Origin of the sequence: Collinsella aerofaciens (genome assembly GCF_028209625.1) — a bacterium.
Classification (GTDB): domain Bacteria; phylum Actinomycetota; class Coriobacteriia; order Coriobacteriales; family Coriobacteriaceae; genus Collinsella; species Collinsella aerofaciens_AM.
This window is the reverse complement of sequence record NZ_JAQLDU010000005.1, coordinates 39,007-58,272: the sequence shown is the minus strand read 5'-3', so window position 1 is coordinate 58,272 and position 19,266 is coordinate 39,007. Positions and strand designations below refer to the sequence as shown.

Sequence of the window (19,266 nt, the reverse complement as noted above, 5' to 3'; positions counted from 1 at the left end):
GAGGAGAGACAATGAGCAAACTCGTCGAGGGCATTAAGGACCGCATGGTCGCTGCCGCACGCGAGGCCGCGCCCGCCGTGGTGGACGCCGCGCAGAAGGCCGCGACCGCGGCTGCCGAGAAAGTTGCCGAGGCAGTTGCCGATGCCAAGAACGCGGCAGGGGAGACGTCCGTCGCTAGCGAGCCCGCCACCGCCGCTGAGCCCGTAGCCGCCACCGCCGCCCACGCCCCCGAAGGCGCGATCTTCAACCCCGAGAACGCTCGTGGCAACCTGCACCTGGGCATCGACGTGGGCTCCACCACCGTTAAGCTCGCTGTGCTCAACGACGACAACCAGATCGTCTACGCCAAGTACCAGCGCCACCACACCGACGTCCGCGCCTGCGCCCGCGACTTGTTCGAGGGCGCTGCGACCGTGCTGCCGGCTGCCCAAATGACCTGCGCCATCACCGGTTCGGGCGGCCTGCTGCTGTCCCAGTGGCTCGACCTGGAGTTTGTCCAGGAGGTCATCGCCAGCAAGCGTGCCGTCGAGACCATCATCCCGGCCACCGACGTCGCCATCGAGCTAGGCGGCGAAGACGCCAAGATCATCTACTTCGACAACGGTATCGAGCAGCGCATGAACGGCACCTGCGCCGGCGGTACGGGCGCGTTCATCGACCAGATGGCCACCCTGCTCCACACCGATGCCAGCGGCCTCAACGAGCTCGCGGCCAACGCCACCACCATCTATCCCATCGCCAGCCGCTGCGGCGTCTTTGCCAAGACCGACGTCCAGCCGCTGCTCAACGAGGGCGCCCGCCCCGAGGACGTGGCCGCTTCCATCTTCCAGGCCGTTGTGACCCAGACCATCTCGGGCCTGGCGTGCGGTCGCCCCATCCGTGGCAACGTTGCCTTCCTGGGCGGCCCGCTGCAGTACCTCTCCGAGCTGCGCCATCGCTTCTACCTCACGCTCAACCTGGACGAGGAGCACCGTATCGTGCCCCAAAACGCCCACCTGTTTGTGGCGAGCGGCGCCGCCATGGCGCACGAGTCCAATAAGCTCAGCACGTTCCCGCAGCTTATCGAGGCCATTGACAGCTTGGGCGACACGCAGGGTGCCGAGGTCGAGCGTCTGGATCCGCTCTTTGCCACCGACGAGGACTTTGCCGAGTTCAAGGGTCGCCACGACCAAGAAGTCGTCCCCAAGGGCAAGCTCGACGGCTACACCGGCCGCGTGTTCATTGGCATCGACGCCGGTTCCACCACCATGAAGGCCGCGCTCGTGGGCGAGGACGGCCAGCTGTTGCATACCTGGTACGGCAACAACAACGGTGACATCCTGGGCACGGCCAAGGTCATCATGGCCGATTTCTACAACCACATTCCCGCGGGCTGCACCATCGGCCACGTGACCACCACGGGCTACGGTGAGGCGCTACTCATCGAGGCCCTCAAGGCCGATTCCGGCGAGATCGAGACCGTCGCGCACCTGCGCGGCGCCAAGGCGTTCCTGCCCGGCGTCGAGTTTATCCTGGACATCGGCGGCCAGGACATGAAGTGCCTGCGCGTCAAGGACGGCGTTATCGAGCACATCATGCTCAACGAGGCCTGCTCGTCGGGTTGCGGCAGCTTTATCGAGAGCTTCGCCGTCTCTATGAACATGGACGTGCGCGCGTTCGCCGATGCCGCCATCCATGCCAAGGCCCCCGTCGACCTGGGCAGCCGCTGCACGGTTTTTATGAACTCGCGCGTCAAGCAGGCGCAAAAGGAAGGCGCCACGGTGGGCGACATCGCGGCCGGCCTGTCCTATTCCGTCATTAAGAATGCCCTGTTCAAGGTCATTAAGCTGCGCGACCCCAAGGAGATCGGCAGCCAGGTGATCGTCCAGGGCGGCACCTTTATGTCCGATGCCACGCTGCGCGCGTTTGAGCAGCTCACCGGCGTGCATGCCGTGCGCCCTGACATCGCCGGCTGCATGGGCGCCTACGGTGCGGCCCTGCTCGCCCGCGATCGCGCCGGCGCCGACGGCACCTCGACCATCCTTTCGGCTGAGGATATCGCACACCTCACCGTGACGCAAAAGCATGTCCGCTGCGGCCGTTGCTCTAACAACTGCCAGCTTACTGTGAACGACTTTGGCGGCGGTAGGCGCTTCATTACCGGCAACCGTTGCGAGAAGGGCGCCAGCCACAAAAAGCAGAAGACCGAGGCCCCCAACCTCTTCAAAAAGAAAAACGAGCTGCTCTTTAACCGCGAGGTGCTGAGCCCCGACGAGGCCCCGCGCGGCACCGTCGGCATCCCGCGCGCGCTCAACATGTACGAGAACTACCCCTTCTGGCATGCGTTCTTTACGCGCTTGGGCTTTAGCGTGCAGCTGTCCGACCAGTCGAGCAAAAAGACCTACCAGGCGGGCATCGAGTCCATGCCGTCCGAGAGTGTGTGCTATCCGGCCAAGATGAGCCACGGCCACGTGATGAACCTTATCGACCGCGACGTCGACTTTATCTGGATGCCGTGCGTGCGTTGGGAGCGCAAGGAGGACCCGACCGCCGGCAACTGTTACAACTGCCCCATCGTCATGAGCTACCCCACGGCGTTGGCACTCAACATCGACGAGATCCGCGAGCAGAACATCGAGTTCCTGTACCCGTTTGTGCCCTATCATGACAAGACCGAGCTCAAGCGCCGCCTGTACCAGGTGCTCGCCGTCGACCGCGTGGCCGATGCTGAGGCCGGTCGCGGTCGCGTGCGTGGACCCAAGATCACGCGCTCCGAGGTCGATGCCGCCGTCAACGCTGCCTTTGAGGCCGACGCGCGCTTCCACGAGGACATCCAGACCATGGGCGAGGAGGCCCTTAAGTGGGTCGAGGACCACGGCGGTCACGGCATCGTGCTCGCCGGTCGTCCCTACCATAACGACCCCGAGATCAACCACGCCCTGCCCGAGCTTATCTCGAGCTTTGGCTTTGCGGTCTTTACCGAGGATTCGCTCGCGCATCTGGTAAAGCCCGAGCGTCCGATTCGCGTCGTCGACCAGTGGATGTACCACAGCCGCCTGTACGCCGTCGCTCGTTTTGTGACGATGCGCAACGACCTGGACCTGATCCAGCTCAACTCCTTCGGCTGCGGCTTGGACGCCCTGACCACCGACCAGGTGCAGGAGATCCTGGAAGCCAGCGGCAAGATTTACACCGTGCTCAAGATCGACGAGGTGTCCAACCTGGGTGCCGCGCGCATCCGCATCCGCTCGCTCATGGCCGCGCTTAAGGACCAGGAGGCCGAGCGCTTGGCCGAGGCCACGGCCGCGGGCGAGGCTTACGAGCAGGGCGATGCCGCGCCGGTGGCGCCCTCCACGGATGCCCCCGCGTTCGCGAGCCGCAAGTACACGTTTGAGGCTCAGCGCGAGAGTGCTTCGACCGCATGGCCGAAGGTGCCCTTTACCGAGCAGATGCGCGACGAGGGCTACACCATCCTGTGCCCGCAGATGGCGCCGATCCACTTTGACCTGGTCAAAGAGGTGTTCCGCGGTGCCGGCTACAACTTGGAGCTGCTGCCCTCGACCGATCACGACGCCGTCGAGGCCGGCCTGCGCTATGTGAACAATGACATCTGCTATCCGTCGATCCTGGTGACGGGCCAGATCATGGAGGCCATCGAGAGCGGTCGGTACGACCTGTCCAAGACGGCCGTGGTCATCAGTCAGACCGGCGGCGGCTGCCGTGCTACCAACTACATCGCGCTCATTCGCAAAGCCCTGCGCGAGAGCGGTCACCCTGAGATTCCGGTGATCTCGCTTTCGGCTGTGGCGCTCGGCGAGGACAACCCCGGCTTTAAGATTACGCCGGCGCTGCTTAAGCAGGCAGTCTACGCGGTGCTCTTTGGCGACGTGATGATGCAGATGCTCTACCGCTGCCGCCCGTACGAGGCCACGCCCGGTGCCGCCAACGCGCTCTACGAGGAGTACATGGCGCGCGCCCGCAAGTTGGCGCCCAAGTTCAACCGCCACAACTACACCAAGCTGTGCCGCGAGGCCATCCGAGCGTTCGACACCATGCCGCTCGTGGGCGAGGGTACTAAGCCGCGCGTGGGCGTGGTCGGCGAGATCTTGGTCAAGTTCCATCCCACGGCCAACAACCACGTGGTCGATGTCATCGAGCGCGAGGGCTGCGAGGCCGTGGTGCCGGGCCTGCTCGACTTCTTCCTGTACTCCATGAGCAACGCGGAGCTGCAGAAGGACGAGCTGGGTAGCTCTGCCACTACGCGCGCGGGCATGCAAGCGCTCATCAAGCTTGTGGACTGGATGCGCACGCCGGTGGAGGAGATGCTCGAGAAGTCCCGCCGCTTCGAGGCGCCCGAGCGCATCGGCACCATGGCCGAAAAGGCCCGTACGGTACTTTCGGTGTGCAATAACATGGGCGAGGGCTGGCTGCTCACGGCCGAGATGCTCGACCTGATCGACCATGGCGCCCCCAACATCATCTGCACGCAGCCCTTCGCCTGCCTGCCCAACCACGTGGTGGGCAAGGCCGTGATCAAGGAGCTGCGCCGTCAGCACCCCGAGAGCAACATCGTCGCGGTGGACTACGACCCCGGTGCGTCCGAGGTCAACCAGCTCAACCGCATTAAGCTCATGATCAGCGTGGCCAAGGAGAACATGCGCGCCGGCAAGGGCTTTAAGCTCGAGAAGGTGGCACCGCTCGCGATGGACGAGGTTACCGGCCAGATGCGTGCCCACGATGGCTGCGTGAGCTGCGGCTCGGTCGACGAGAGCGCCGTGGCGTCGGTCGCTGAGCGCCTGGGACGCGGCATTAAGAAGTAGCCGGCCTGCTTTGGGCTAGATATGAGGCAAGCGGGTGGTAGCCGTACCGGCTACCACCCGCTTTTTCTGGATATATGTTGCGTAAACGCCCCAACTATCACCCTTTGCGAACTTAGATTTCGGAAGTATGCGGCAAAATCTGAATAGGCCGAGCACACTTGGTATGCCCAAGCTCTGTACCTGCGGTTTTATTTACGGAAAACGGGGGTGTGCTCGAGAGTTCCGGAATTTGCCGCATACTTCCGAAAACAATGCCTCGGTGGCACCAAAAATCACCTTCGGACCCTGAGATAATGAACATATGTAGCCGTTCGCCGCAAATTACCGTCCGTTTATGGAACCCAACCCCTGCGCGTGCCATCCTTACGGTTAATTAAATACACATCTATGGAATTACGTATGAGAGGACCGTTTCCATGAGCTACAAGACCGTTTGTGTCGCCGGTGGCGGCGTGTTGGGAAGCCAGATTGCCTTTCAGGCTGCCTACTGCGGCTTTGATGTAACGATTTGGCTGCGCAGCGAGGGCAGCATCGGCCGCACCCAGCCCAAGATCGATCATGTGCGCAAGGAGTACATCGCGGCAATCGAGGGTATGGCGGACGGCACGGGCGAGTGGTGCGCCGGTATCGCCGATAGTGGCCAACCCTTTGACAAGGAGGCGGCGCTCGCCGCCGTCGAGCGTGCCTACGCCACACTCAAGCTGGAGCTCGATCTTGCCAAGGCCGTGGCCGACGCCGACCTGGTCATCGAGTCTATGGCCGAGGACACCCAGGCAAAGATCGACTTCTACAAGAAGCTCGCCCCGGTTCTGCCGCAAAAGACCGTCATCGTGACCAACTCATCCACGCTGCTGCCGAGCACCTTTGCCAAGTACACCGGCCGTCCCGAGAAGTACCTGTCGCTGCACTTTGCCAACTCTATCTGGAAGAACAACATGACCGAGGTCATGGCACAGGACCAAACCGACAAGCGCTACTTCGACGAGCTCGTCGACTTCGCCAACGACATCCGCATGCTTGCCCTGCCCGTCAACAAGGAAAAGAACGGCTACCTGCTCAACTCCATGCTGGTACCGTGGTTGCTTTCGGGTCTTGACCTGTACGTCTCGGGCGTGAGCGACCCCAAGAGCATTGACCTCGCATGGACGCGTGGCACCGGCGCTCCCAAGGGCCCGTTCCGCGTATTCGACACGGTGGGTATCCAGACGGCCTACAACATCGTCATGCAGTATCAGAAGGTGCCGGGCTTGGTGAGCCCGCTGCTCAAGAAGATGATGATGCCCTACAACTTTAAGGCTATGGCGTCCGTCCTCAAGAAGATGCTCGACGAAGGTAAGCTGGGCGAAAGCTCGGGCGAGGGCTTCTTTACGTACTAAAAATGATCTCTTGGGGGCGGAAGCGTTGGGGATCTACGGTAGTATGCGACAAGATCTGAATAGGTCGAGCAAGAGCCGTAGCGCGCGTTGACGTTTGGCCAATAGAACGCAAAAATGCACCGTTCGCCGATACTCCTCTCGCGAGTGGTTGCCATATGGTTTGATGTTGTAAACATATGATTGCCGGCAGGCCGTAGGTGACGTTCGTCATGATACCGGAGGTACCAAGTATGTTTTGCACTCCGTTAAACAAGTATCGGGCTGGTTGACATGAACCGCCGTACTATCTCGATAGCCCTCGCAGTGGTCTGCCTGGCTGTGCTCCTGGGCGCTGCAGGGCAGTTTGCTATAAATCGAGAAACATCCTATATGCAGGAATGCGTTTCCGAAGGCTTTGCCATTGATGGTTACTATCGGGATGACGAAACAAGCCGGGAAACCCTGGCTTTTCTTGAGGAGGACAACTGTCGATGGCAGCTGGTCGACCAAGACGGAATCTGCACAGACGGGCAGTTTAAGCGTACGGATGACCCCAACATCCTGATATTAAAGAAGGAAAACGGCGAAGAATTCGGTGCGGTCCACGTGGCGTATATTTCGCGCCGACGCGATCAGGGCTTGCTCTACCTATTTAGAGATACCAGGGTGACCCGTTTTTATCTGGTGAGTACCGGTCCGGCGTTTACAGTGGAGTCTGGCGATGTCGATGCGGACAGATGATTCACGGCAATAAATCAGCGAGCGGAGCGCGGCCATGGACCGCGCCCCGCTATTTGCTCGTGGCCCGCGTCACGTCTGCGCCATGTCGTGACTCGCGGCTGCGCGCATCCATCCCACGTCGCGTATTACTGCACATCAAACTCCACGCGATCGAGCTCGGGCACATTGAGGTCGATGAGCTTGCGGGCTACACGGCGGTCGTGTGCCCCAAGCGTCTCGCTTGTCGTCACGTGGGCGACAACCTCGCGCTCGACAAGGCCCTCCTCCCCGCCTTCGGTGGCCGAGGTCTCGACGGCAACGGTGTAATCCTTAAAGCCCGGCAGCACCGCGGCAAGCTCGCGCGTGGTTTCGGTGACGCCGTAGCCGTCCTGCACGCCGGCCTGTGCCGAGCCAATGGACCCCGCGGTCATGACGATGCAGGGGATGGCAAAGATCACCGTACCCACGATGATGCGGCGGCGCACCTTGTGTGACAGCTCATCGACCTCGGCATTTTCCTCGGCGGTCACAATGCCGTCGCCGTTGAGGTCGCGCTTGAGCGGCACGCGCAAAAGAAGTAGTACGGCTTCGGCCGCCAGCGCGATAAAGACGACGTTGATGCCAAACTCGTAGAGGGCCGAGAGAAACAGCGACCCGCTCGCGATGGCGATGCCATAGCCCGCCGCGCACAGGGGCGGCATGAGCGCGGTCGCCACGGCCACGCCGGCGATGAGCGTGGCGGGTTCCTGGTCGCGCGAGTTGCCCAGTCCGCCCGCAAAGCCGCCCGCGAGCGCGACGGCAAGGTCCCACACAGTCGGTGTCGAGTTGTCGATGATGGCGGCCGTGGTGGTGCCAAGGGGCGAGAGCTTAAAGTACAGCGTGGACGTGATTAGACAAAAGACCATCTGCAGCGCGAGGCCGGCAATTGCCTCGACGGCAATCTCGCGGTCGAGCGTGGCGATGCCGTATGCCATGGCAAGGACCGAGCCCATGAGCGGACAGATGAGCATGGCGCCCACGATGGCAATGTCCGAGTCGATATCGAGGCCGATGCTCGCGATCAACATGGCAATGATCAGGATGCATAAGTGCGAGCCAGTCAGGCGCGCCCCGTTTACAAAGCGCTTGCGAATCACGTGATAGGGCGCGCGTCCCTCGCGTATGTTGAACGCCTGCTTAAGGAAACGGGTGGCATTCTCCATGGCCTCGCTGTGTGCAGGGCGTATACCGTGACGACGATGATGACGCTCGCGCAGCCGCTTGATCTGTTGTTTGTCGAGTTCCATGCTTACCTCGTTTAGCTTCTGAGCCGCTTCTTGCGTCTGTCGTCTTTACTCTACACCGCGTTAGGCGAGGTGTCAGACAAGGTTTGTTGACCTGGAAGTCAGGACAATCGACATGGCTAAAACGCCGTGAGGATCATAAGAGTCAAATAGACAAAAAAGCGCGGGGCCGGTTTGATTCCGACCCCGCGCTCTGCGCTGGTGCGTTGTTGTTCGGCCTACCCCAGCAGGCTCAGACCAACAGAGACAAACGCCAGGATAACGCCGACGATGGACTCGCCGCCGAGCAGACCGCTGGCGACGACCAGGCCCTGCTCCTGGAAGGCGGCATCCTTGGAGGCCTTCTCCTCGTCCGAAAGACCGGCAGCGGCGTCGCGGCGTGCGGCCCACTTGTCGTAGGCGAGCTTGGCGCAGGAGCCCAAGAAGGCCGTGAGCGACATGTAGAACGGCAGGTATACGCCCAGGCCGATCATCATGGCCGGAATGCCGAGCCAGTACATGACGATGCCGGCGATAAAGCCGCCTGCGAACCACGGCACGCTCGGGATGCCCGAGACCATGGTGGCGACCACACTTGCCTGCGCGGCCACAAAGCTCTTGTCGGGGCCGAAAGCATCCGGACCATAGGCGGTGACAAGCGCGACCATGACGGCAGCGGCGACCAGGGCGCCCACGATGCCGCCGATGGCCTGGCCGATCCACTGCGCACGCGGATTGGTGCCCAGCACGGCGCCGGCCTTAAAGTCGTTCATGACGTCGCCCGCAAGGCCGCATGCCACGGCCACGATGCCGGCGATAAAGAACAGCTTGACCTGGGCGATCTGTGCGAAGGCAGCCACGATGAGCATGACGATGAGGCCGAAGATCTCCATGGGGTCGATGCCCGTCTGGCCGCAGCTCTGCGCGCTCATGATGGTGGTGACAAAGGTGAACAGCGTGACGATGACGGCCGGAACGGGGCCAAGGTCGAGCACGATGGCGATGATCACGGCGATGGCGGCAGCGCCCAGGCCGATGATACCGGCGTCGAGCTTAAGGGAGCCCGAGATGAGCGACTGCTCGTCGGTGTCGGTGGAGCTGTCGGCGGCAAGGCCGCGGACGATACCGGCGACCTGCGGCAGGATGTCCTTGAGGACGACGGCGACGCCAAAGCCCATCATAAGGCCCATACCCAGGGACTTAACGATGCCTTGTGCGGTCATAACGTCAAACAGACCGGTAGCGGTGCCGCCGACAATGATGCCAAAATTGCCCAGTAGCGCGCCGGCAAACCAGAATGCGACCGGGGCGAAGCCCACCAAAAAGCCGACGGAGAGCAACATGGGCGAGTTGTAGATGGCAAAGGTAACGCCGGGGATATTGAGCGTGCACAGCATGCTGGGCACCACGCCCAGGGCGTCTCGAAGCACGCTGTAGATGCCGGCGATGGCCATGGAGCCAAAGAGCTGCTTGCCAGTCTTGCCGCCGGCCTCGGTGGCGCGCAGGGTCTGAGCTGCGGCGTTGCCGGTGGGGAACTCCAGCGCGGCGTCCACGATAAAGTGACGGTGGATGAGTGCCGTGGCCAGCAGACCCAGGATGGTGCCGGCGAGTGCCACGATGAACATGTCGAGCCAGCTGATCTGGTCGGCATAGCCCAGCATCCAGGCGCCCGGGATGGTAAACGCCAGACCGCCGGCGACCATGGCGCCTGCTGACATGATGGTGTGGGTGACGTTTGCCTCGTTGAGGCTGGCGTTGCCCATGAGCTTAAGGAAGAACAGCGAGATGACGGCAGCGAAGACGATCGGCCAGGGGAGTGCGCCCATCTTGAGGGCGGTGTAGGCCGAGCTTGCCGTGATGATCACGCAGCCAAGGACGCCGATGACGACGCCGCGCAGCGTAAGTTGACCGCGCATCGAGGTGCGGTTCGAGGGATTGCTCATATAAAACTCCTTTGCGTATATCCGCTTCCCCCGGGAGCGCCGTTACGGATACGGCGCGGGAAGTCGGGTTACCAAGGGCCGCCGCGTGAGCTCGCAAACGACCGCGCACCAGTATAGCCGCAAGCTAGTCATTTTGGGATGACTGGTTTAGGTAGGCGATATACTGCTGGACAGACGAAAGGAGCGCCGACGATGCTTAATGGGTACGCATATATATTGACGGTCGACGTGGGCAACACGTTCATTCGCTTTGGCCTGTTTGCAGAGGATTCGGCCGCGGCGCAGGAATGTCCGCTTGCGACGTGCGAGATCACCACGCCGTCGAGCATCACAGCAGACGAGGCGCGCATGCGTCTCGTGCAGGTCATGGCCGCACTGGCGGCCGATGCGGGCATGCCGGGTGCGCTTGTGCCCGCGGCTGCTGTGCTGAGCTGCGTGGTCCCGGCGCTCGAGCGCCCGTGGAAGGCGGCACTTTCCCGCACCTGCACGGGGCGCGTGCTCACCGTGGGGCCGGGACTTAAGACCGGCATGCCCGTGCACTACGACGATCCGGCCGAGATCGGCCCCGACCGCATCGCCGATGCCGTGGCGGCCCGCGCCGTCTACGGGTCGCCGTGCATCGTGATTGACCTGGGCACGACGACCAATATCGAGGTCATCGACGCGCACGGTACCTTTGTGGGCGGCGTTATCGCGCCGGGGCTGGCACTCGGCGCCCGTTCGCTCTCGGCGGCAGCAGCGCGCCTACCCCAGGTTGAGCCCTCGGCGCCCACACATGTAATCGGCCACAACACGCGTGAGGCCATGCGCTCGGGTGTGGTTTTGGGCGAGGTAGCCCGCATCGACGGCATGCTCGACATGGTGCTTGCCGAGATGCGCGCGACCAAGGCCGCGGGGGAGGGCGATGTGCCCATCGTCATTACCGGCGACGATGCCGAGGCACTTGCGGCGCTGGTCGGCCATAGCCTGACGGTAGACGACGCGCTGACGTTGCGGGGTCTCGCCGAGCTCTACCGCATCAACCAAAAGCCCCGCCGCGCGTAGGGCGAGGGGCTGGTGGGATAAGCGCCCCTACCTTTCACCTGCTACAATGGGCCAAACTATTGCGATTTCGGAGGTGTCTGCCATGTCGGACGATCTTCATCAAACCGCGTCGGGCAAGCGCCGCGACGTTATTAGCTGGGACGAGTTCTTTATGAGCGTGGCCATCGCCGCGCAGCGCCGTAGCAAGGACCCCAACACGCAGGTGGGAGCATGCATCGCCAGCACCAACCACCGCATCCTTTCGGTGGGTTACAACGGCACGCCCTCGGCGCTCAACGACGACTTTTTCCCGTGGGGTACGAGCGATGACCCGCTGCAGGACAAGCACAACTACGTGGTCCATGCCGAGGCCAACGCCGTGCTCAACTACCGTGGCTCGCTCAAGGACCTCGAGGGTTCCACGGTTTACGTCACGCTGTTCCCGTGCCACGACTGCGCCAAGATCCTGGCGCAGGTGGGCGTGGGCGAGGTCGTCTACCTGGACAATAAGTATGCCGACACCGATGACGGCCGTATCAGCCGCCGCATTCTCGACTCCTGCGGCATCAGCTACCGCCAGGTCATCGTCGATGTCCAGATTGGTACCGGGGAGCAGACTCAGCAGTAGCGCGTGCCAACGCCAGCTGGCGGCAAAACAGCCAAAAGAGACCCGTCCCAAATTGACTGCTCGTGAAAGTCGTGTCCGCACGCATGGCTGGCGCCTAAGCGGGTACATGGCTGTAGTAACATAGCCCCTGTCCGCGGGCGTGCCCGCGTTATTGTGAGAAAGGAGCCCCTGTGGCTGTTAACGAAGAGCTGCTTAAGAAGGTTCTTGAAGAGATTCGCCCCAACCTGCAGGCCGATGGCGGCGATATGGAGTATGTGGGCGTCGACGACGAGGGTGTTGTCAAGCTGGAGCTGCAGGGCACCTGCGCCGGCTGCCCCATGAGCTCGCTAACCCTTTCCATGGGTATCGAGCGCATCCTGAAGGAGCATGTGCCCGGCGTTACCCGCGTTGAGCAGGTCAATGCTTCCGGCGAGGCCGAGGACCTGTACGACGAGTACGCGCCGTTCTAAGATGCGAAAGCTGCGGACGGTACGCTCCGCATAGACGTTACGTCCAAATATGCGGCTGCGAGCGTAAGGCCCGCGACCGCATTTGTATGTAGGGAGCAGGGGATCGATATGCTCAACGACCTCTACCATATGCTTGATCCCGTCGCTATCTCGGCGGGCCCCATCACTATCTACTGGTACGGCCTGGCCTACGTGGTCGGCGCCCTGCTCACGGCGGTCGTTATGTACCGCACACAGCGTCGTTGGGGCTTCGACATTACGATTGATGACCTGACGAGCGTCGTGGTCGGCGCGGTCTTTGGCCTCATCATCGGCGCGCGCCTGTTTTACGTCGTCTTTTACGGCGATGGCTACTATTGGACCCACCCGCTCGAGATCTTTGCCACCAACGAGGGCGGCATGAGCTTCCACGGTGGCCTGGTCGGCGGCATCTTGGGCGGCATCATCGTGTGTCGCATGTATAAGCTCGACGCCTGGACCATCGCCGACCTTGCCGTTATCGGCGCTCCGCTGGCGCTGTGCCTGGGACGCTGCGCCAACTTCGTAAACGGTGAGCTGTGGGGTAAGCCGACCGATCTGCCCTGGGGTGTGGTCTTTGGCGGCACCGCGGGCAATATGCCGCGCCATCCCTCCCAGCTCTACGAGGCGTTTCTTGAGGGCATTGTGTTCTTCTGCATCCTGCAGGTGCTCAGTCGCAAAAAACCGCTGCTGCCCCAGGGCACGTTTATGGGCGTCTTTGTGATGGGCTACGGCATCGTTCGCTTTTTGATTGAGTTTGTGCGCGTGCCCGATGCCCAGCTGGGCTATCTGCTGGGAGGCGTTATCACCATGGGCCAGCTGCTGAGTTTGCCGCTCGTGATTGCCGGCCTGGTGCTCATCATCTTCGCCCGACACCGCAATCGCCCCCAGCGCATCTACCTCGACGCCTAACCACCACAAAGGGGACAGGCACCTTTGTGGTGGTTTTGCCGAGTTTGATAGGTTTCTAGAAAGGCTTTCGGACTGTGAAGGATTCCGACCTCTCCACAACGGCTGCGCGCGACGCTGCCCGCATCGTCTGGTTTAAGCGCTACCCCGCCAAGCAGACGCTCATCGCATTTCTGCTCGCGCTGTTGGCGACCACGGCGTTTTCCATCGATCCCGCGCCGGTCTCGAGCAACGCAGTCTTGGCGATTGACCCCAAAGCCTCGGGCATGCTGTACGTGTGCTACGAGGTGCTCCTCTCGTTTGCCGGCCATACCGACGCGGTCATGCTGCTTGCGCTTGCCTGCCTGCTCACGCTGCCGTTTCGCTACGTATTCTTTGGCCGCAGCGATGCTTGGCGTCCTTCGGTGATCCTTCCGTCTCTGTTCTTTGCCGTCTGCATGGTGTTTGGCCGCAGCTACGACCTCACCGATTCGGCCGAGATCGTGCTCGGCGACAAGGCTCGCATCATCTGCGCCTGGATAGGCGGTGCGGGCTGGATGCTCTTGGCGGTCGTTGCCTTCTACCTGGCTTTTGAGTGTCTAGATTGGCTGAGCTCTCGGCGCATTCCGTTTTCCGAAGCGCACTTTGGCCGCGTATGGCGTGTGGCTCACGCCGTGCTCTCGGTCCATCCCTTTGCCGGGCCCTTTCTGGTGCTTATGATTGCCTGGGCGCCCACGCTCATCGCTTCGCTGCCCGGCCTTTTTATGGGGGATACGGGTGCGCAGATTCGCCAGTGGTTCAATTACCCCAACGGCACGAGTGACTACCTGCGTCTGCTCAATCCCAATGTGTTGCTCAACGGACATCACCCCGTGGTGCACACGGCTATCATCGGTTCGTGCGTCCAGCTGGGGCTTTCACTATTCAACAGCGCCAACGCAGGTCTTGCCATCTACACCTGCGCTCAGTTCGTCATTACGGCCGCCTGCATGGCCTATTCCATCTCGTCGCTGCGCAAACTGGGCGTGAGCCTGCCGGTCCGCGGCGTGATCTTGCTGTTCTTTGTGTTTATGCCCATGTTCTCCAACTACGCGGCCCTGCTTACCAAAGATGTGCTGTTTGCCGACGCGTTTTTGGTGCTGTTGGTGCAGACCGTGAAGTTCGTGGCCTGCGGCCTGCCCCGTCGCGATGCCAATGCCGAGCGTGCGGGCGAACAGAGGCCCGTGCTCTTTGCGCGCCACGACTGGCTGCTGCTCGCTCTGGGCGCCATGGGTTCCACGTTTTTGCGCAATGGAGGCCTGGTGTTTCCCCTGGCGGCATGCGTAATCGCGGCGGCGTTTTGCGCATGGGACGTGCATGTGGCTCGTCGTGCAGCCAAGCAGGCTGGTGCTGCGCCTTCGGGCGCCATCCCGCGTTTCCGCTGGATGGGAGTTCTTGCGGTGCTTGCACTCTGCCTTGCCTCTAATATGTACTTCACCAAGGTCTTTATGCCGGCGCATGACATCACGCCTGGTTCCAAGCGCGAAATCCTCTCGATTCCGTTCCAGCAGACGGCCCGTTTCGTCCAAAAGCACGACGGCCTCAACTCGGGCGTCAACCCCACGGTTAAGGAGGACGGCACCATCGTGGAGGCTCCTTGCGACGGCTTGGTGACCGACGAAGAGCGTGCCGTGATCGACCGTGTGCTCAAGTACGACAATCTGGGCCGCCGCTACAACCCCGACAAGTCGGACGCCGTCAAAAATTGCTTTAACGAGTACGCCTCGCAGGAGGACATCAAGGCCTATTTTGAGGTGTGGGCCCAGATGTTCAAAAAGGATCCCGAGTGCTATATCTCGGCGCTCATCAATAACTACTATGGGTACTTCTATCCGAGCGCTCGCGATGCATGGGTCTACAGCACGGCGCGCAGTGCCGAGATTATGGCGAAGCCCGATAACCTCAAGTACTTCGACTTCCATCCGGTCGATAGCAAGGTCGTGCGCTGGTGTGACCACCTGATCAACCTGTATCGCGTGGCAGTACAACGCATCCCGTTTATTTCGCTCACCATGAGCTCGGCCACCTATGTGTGGATTATGATCGCCGTGGTGGTCTACCTGCTGCGTCGTCATTCATGGCGTGCGCTGGCGATCTGGGTGCCGCTGTTGGGCGTGCTCGCCGTGTGCCTGATTGGTCCGTGCAACGGCTCGACCTACATGCGCTACCTGTATCCGGTCATCGCCTGCATGCCCTTCGCCATCGGCGCCACCGTCACCCGCAGTGACTTCCTCTGGTCCTAACCTGGTGCATTGGGGTCAGGTTTCTTTGCTGCACCAAAGGGGCCATCATCACGACGCCTTCATTTTGGGGTTTATCTCGCAGGCCAGTAGGTATATCATAACGACGTTTGTTTATATTGCCCGAGCATCTGCGCTGGGCTTTAGGTCGAAACCGATAGGAGACACGTATGTCCGGACACTCTAAGTGGGCCACAACCAAGCATCGTAAGGGCGCGCAGGACGCCAAGCGTTCCGCCCTCTTCTCCAAGCTGAGCCGCAACATCACCGTTGCCGCCCGTCTCGGCGGCGACCCGCTGCCCGAGAACAACGCCAGCCTCGCTGCTGCTGTTGCCAAGGCCAAGGCTCAGTCCATGCCTAAGGACAAGATCAAGTCCGCTATCGACAAGGCCTTCGGTTCGGGTGCCGACGCCGCCGTCTACGAGAACATCGTGTACGAGGGCTATGGTCCCGCCGGCGTTGCCGTCTACGTTGACTGCCTGACCGATAACCGCAACCGTACCGCCGCCGATGTCCGTTCCGCCTTCTCCCACGCTGGCGGCAACCTGGGCACCTCCGGCTCCGTCGCCTTCCAGTTTGAGCGCAAGGGCCAGATTGTCGTCGCCAAGGAGATCCTGGACGAGAACGCCAAGAAGGAGACCATGATCGCCAACGGTGCTGCCGGTGACGAGGATGAGTTCATGATGGCAATCGCCGAGGCCGGTGGCGAGGACTACGAGGACGCCGGCGAGGAGTGGATCGTCTGGACCGCTGCTAACGACGTCATGGCTGTCTCCAAGGCACTCGAGGAGCAGGGCGTCCAGGTCAAGGGTTCCGAGACCACCATGGTTCCGACCACCCCGACCGAGGTCTCCGGTACCGACGCCAAGAAGGTTCAGCGCCTCATCGACCGTCTCGAGGAGCTCGACGACGTCCAGGATGTTTACAGCACCATGGACATGACCGACGAGGTTATCGCTGTCCTCGAGGAGGAGTAGCGCCCGCGCGGGTTAAGCCGTGCATATCTGGGCATAATGAAGCGAGCATGCAAGCCTCGTGGAATAGATGAGCCGGATCCGCGTGCGTAGAGCACCGGACCCGGCTCTTTTATAATGATGCGAATCGTTTTGCATTCTGTGGACCGAGACCCGAAAGGAGCGCCGCATGCGCGTGCTCAAACGAGCCCTAGCAATCGTGTACCTTGCCGCCGCCATCGTGGCGCTGGGCACGCTTGTCTGCCAGTTCTGGGGACCGTATACGTATCGCTTTATGCTGCTGTTGCGTGACACCATGCCTCGCGTCTTCGTTACGGTGTGCGCCGCCATCGTGGCGCTTGGCGTGCTCATCGGATTTTTCCGCCTGATGTTCGCGCGTCGCGAGCCGTCCTGCGTGCATCCGGCGGGGGAGCGCAATATCGAGGTCACGCTCGCAGCGCTTTCCTCGTGCGCCCGTGCCGCGGCGGAGTGCGATGATCGCGTGATGGTTGAGCATATCGAGGCGCGCGTTCAAGGCTCCGACGAGTCGCACGTTCGTTTTAAGGTCGAGGCCATCGCGCTCGATGATAAGGACGTTGCCGCTCTTGCCACTGCGATGCAGCAGCGCATCGAGAAGGCCTGTGACACCATGCTCGGCACGCCGGGCACGACCGCGCGCGTCCGTTTTTTGCCGTCCAAGACTACCGTCCAGACCGTGGAGGTTTCCGGTGAGTGATACCAACCAAGACAAGACCGCCCGCACGCCGCGCCTGACGATCGATCAGAACGCTATGCCGGCAGGCGAGTCCGCCGACACCAAGCCCGAGGCCGGCGAGCAGCACGACAGCGCCGCCAACGACTTTGACGAGGCCATGGGTCTCATCAAAGGTACGGGCGCTGCTATCTGGAGCTACGCCGTGCGCCACCCCAACACTACGCTCGGCGCCGTGGCAGGCTTTATCCTCGCCGTGCTGGTACTTACGTTGGGCCTGTGGGACACGCTCGTCATCGCATTCTTTGTGCTGATCGGCGCCGTAATCGGCCAGATTCGCGACGGCGAGAACGGTATCGTCAACTTCTTCGGCCGCCTGTTTAGCGGCCGCTAATACGTATTCGACTGTCGCATCCGCGGCAGGCATAAGGAGGAACCATGGCTTTTAACACGAAGGTCGATGTGGCCGATACCGAGCTCGAGGCGAATGAGGCCGTCGTCGATACCGGAGACGTGACGCTCGAGGACGAGGCGCTCGTCGAGGCCGAGTCCGATGCGGACGAGGACAACGAGGAGATGGACGAGGAGGCGGACGAGTCCGAGGACTCGCTGACCTATTCCAACGGCGTGATCGAGAAGATCGTCGCCATGGCCACCCGCGAGGTGCCGCACGTTCTGGGCATGAAGGGCAACCTCATGCACTTTGTGCAGGAGCAGTTTGGTGCCGAGAACCTGACCAAGGGCGTGACGGTCGAGGTCACCGACGACAACCGCGTGGTCGTCAACATCTCGGTCATCATCGAGTACGGCGCCTATGCGCCTGCGATCTTTGACGACGTTAAGGCGCGTGTCACCGAGCGTCTGGCCGCGATGACCGGCCTTGAGGTGGCGGGCGTCAACCTGCGCATCGAGGATGTCATCACCCCCGAGGAGTACGAGCACCGCACCAGCCAGCACGAGTAACCTACCAAAAAGGGACAGGTTTGTTTTGGCAGGTTTTATCTGCGTAAACGTCAAACGGCCGGTCGCGCATGTAAAAGCGCGGCCGGCCGTTTTCTATATGCCTTCGATGCGGTCATACCGCTCGTCTAACTAAGGGTTGCAATCTTCGCGTTCCGCGTTACCCTAATGGGCGCATTGTTTCCAAATTGTTAACGAGGGGTTGCCGTAATGGCCGACGAACACGAGACCGAAAGCAAGGCATGGGCGATTGAGGCCGCTGCGGCAGAGGCGGCGTCGCGTGCTGCCGAGGAAGTGCATCGCCCGCCTGTGGTTCCGATGGAGCGCGTGGTCGGTCGCGAGGATATCGAACGTGGCGAGCGCGCCGGCCGCAAGCGCAGCCAGGAGCCAGGCTTTCCGCGCTTTTTTGCCGAGCTCAATCTGGGCCTGATCCTCACGGCGTTCGCCATCGTGGCCTTTAAAACCCCCAATCACTTTGCCTTCGGCGGCACCTCGGGCGTGTCGGTCATTCTTTCCACGCTGTTCCCGACTCTGCCCGTCGGCGTCTTTATGTGGATTATCAACGCGGTCCTGGTCGTTCTGGGCTTTATCTTTTTGGAGCGCAAGGCAATCCTTTGGAGCGTCTTTGCCTCGTTTGCGCTTTCGGCCTACGTCTCGCTGTTTGAGCTCTTCATTCCGACCGATGTCTCTCTGACGGGTGATATGTGGCTCGACCTGTGCTTTGCCGTCATCTTGCCGGCGCTCGGCAGCGCTATTGTCTTTGATATCGGCGCCTCGACGGGTGGCACGGACATTCTTGCCATGATCCTCAAACGCCGCACCACGCTTGAGATTGGCCGCGCGCTGCTGCTGGTCGATATCGGCATCGTAACCATCGCGGCTTTCCTGTATGGCCCGCGCGTTGGCCTGTACTGCGTGCTTGGCCTGTTTGCCAAGACGCTCGTGGTCGATAAGGCTATCGAGAGCATTCACCTTCGTAAGGTCTGCACGATCATTTGCGCCGAACCGCGCAAAGTCGAGGAGTTTATCGTCAAGCATCTCAACCGCACGGCAACGATCAGCCGTGGCTACGGCGCCTTCTCGGGCAAGTGCGTCACGGTGATTATGAGCGTGCTGAGCCGTCGCGAGGCAGTGCAGCTGCGCCGCTATACCCGCGAGATTGACCCCGGTGCCTTCATCACCATCGTCGATAGCTCCGAGATCGTGGGCAAGGGCTTCCGCGGCACGAACTAGCGCGGACGTACCCTTCGAATCATTGAATAAAGCCGTCTACGTTG

General features: G+C 61.6%; 15 protein-coding genes. 13 read left to right on the top strand and 2 right to left on the bottom strand.

The genetic code is table 11. The features are described from left to right. The first annotated feature begins 11 nt into the window (after positions 1-11). The 3 genes from PMW70_RS03635 (at position 12) to PMW70_RS03625 (ending at position 6,895) form a co-directional block, all read left to right on the top strand. The gene (locus PMW70_RS03635) at positions 12-4,799 is read left to right on the top strand and encodes a 2-hydroxyacyl-CoA dehydratase (protein WP_271743905.1); all 4,788 of its coding nucleotides are present in this window, start codon (positions 12-14) and stop codon (positions 4,797-4,799) included. Positions 4,800-5,215: 416 nt separating this feature from the next. Beyond that, the gene (locus PMW70_RS03630) at positions 5,216-6,175 is read left to right on the top strand and encodes a 3-hydroxyacyl-CoA dehydrogenase (protein WP_271743904.1); all 960 of its coding nucleotides are present in this window, start codon (positions 5,216-5,218) and stop codon (positions 6,173-6,175) included. A 270-nt stretch (positions 6,176-6,445) separates the two neighbouring features. After that, positions 6,446-6,895, top strand: coding sequence for a hypothetical protein (locus PMW70_RS03625; protein WP_117637650.1), 450 nt, complete (start codon positions 6,446-6,448; stop codon positions 6,893-6,895). 125 nt (positions 6,896-7,020) lie between these two features. Here PMW70_RS03625 and PMW70_RS03620 read toward each other — a convergent pair whose 3' ends face one another. Together PMW70_RS03620 and PMW70_RS03615 are read right to left on the bottom strand one after the other, a co-directional pair. Then, positions 7,021-8,160, bottom strand: a complete 1,140-nt coding sequence (locus PMW70_RS03620) for a DUF389 domain-containing protein (RefSeq protein WP_271743903.1) — start codon at positions 8,158-8,160, stop codon at positions 7,021-7,023. Positions 8,161-8,375: 215 nt separating this feature from the next. Then, entirely contained in the window at positions 8,376-10,079 is a 1,704-nt protein-coding gene (locus tag PMW70_RS03615; protein WP_271743902.1) for an OPT/YSL family transporter, read from the bottom strand. A 192-nt stretch (positions 10,080-10,271) separates the two neighbouring features. On the opposite strand from PMW70_RS03615, the gene PMW70_RS03610 reads away from it, so the two are divergent. The 10 genes from PMW70_RS03610 to PMW70_RS03565 all read left to right on the top strand — a co-directional run bounded on the left by PMW70_RS03610 (position 10,272) and on the right by PMW70_RS03565 (position 19,222). After that, entirely contained in the window at positions 10,272-11,123 is an 852-nt protein-coding gene (locus PMW70_RS03610; RefSeq protein ID WP_117790159.1) for a type III pantothenate kinase, read from the top strand. 82 nt (positions 11,124-11,205) lie between these two features. Further along, positions 11,206-11,730 (top strand): deoxycytidylate deaminase, encoded by a 525-nt coding sequence (locus PMW70_RS03605; protein ID WP_117790158.1) that lies wholly within the window; start codon positions 11,206-11,208, stop codon positions 11,728-11,730. 170 nt (positions 11,731-11,900) lie between these two features. Further along, positions 11,901-12,179: a NifU family protein gene (locus PMW70_RS03600; protein ID WP_271743901.1), complete on the top strand. Its 279-nt coding sequence runs from the start codon at positions 11,901-11,903 to the stop codon at positions 12,177-12,179. 108 nt (positions 12,180-12,287) lie between these two features. Then, entirely contained in the window at positions 12,288-13,109 is an 822-nt protein-coding gene (gene lgt, locus PMW70_RS03595; protein WP_271743900.1) for a prolipoprotein diacylglyceryl transferase, read from the top strand. 74 nt (positions 13,110-13,183) lie between these two features. After that, the gene (locus PMW70_RS03590) at positions 13,184-15,367 is read left to right on the top strand and encodes a DUF6020 family protein (protein ID WP_271743899.1); all 2,184 of its coding nucleotides are present in this window, start codon (positions 13,184-13,186) and stop codon (positions 15,365-15,367) included. A 167-nt stretch (positions 15,368-15,534) separates the two neighbouring features. Next, positions 15,535-16,341, top strand: a complete 807-nt coding sequence (locus PMW70_RS03585) for a YebC/PmpR family DNA-binding transcriptional regulator (protein WP_271743898.1) — start codon at positions 15,535-15,537, stop codon at positions 16,339-16,341. A 166-nt stretch (positions 16,342-16,507) separates the two neighbouring features. After that, positions 16,508-17,053 carry an Asp23/Gls24 family envelope stress response protein gene (locus PMW70_RS03580; RefSeq protein ID WP_271743897.1) on the top strand — a complete coding sequence of 182 codons (546 nt, stop codon included), beginning with the start codon at positions 16,508-16,510 and terminating at the stop codon, positions 17,051-17,053. Beyond that, the gene (locus PMW70_RS03575; RefSeq protein WP_233502694.1) at positions 17,046-17,423 is read left to right on the top strand and encodes a DUF2273 domain-containing protein; all 378 of its coding nucleotides are present in this window, start codon (positions 17,046-17,048) and stop codon (positions 17,421-17,423) included. The genes PMW70_RS03580 and PMW70_RS03575 overlap by 8 nt, the downstream gene beginning before the upstream one ends. A 44-nt stretch (positions 17,424-17,467) precedes the next feature. Further along, positions 17,468-17,992, top strand: a complete 525-nt coding sequence (locus PMW70_RS03570; RefSeq protein WP_271743896.1) for an Asp23/Gls24 family envelope stress response protein — start codon at positions 17,468-17,470, stop codon at positions 17,990-17,992. Positions 17,993-18,199: 207 nt separating this feature from the next. Continuing rightward, a complete protein-coding gene (locus PMW70_RS03565; RefSeq protein WP_271743895.1) occupies positions 18,200-19,222 on the top strand; it encodes a YitT family protein in 1,023 nt (340 codons plus the stop codon). Positions 19,223-19,266: the final 44 nt, after the last annotated feature.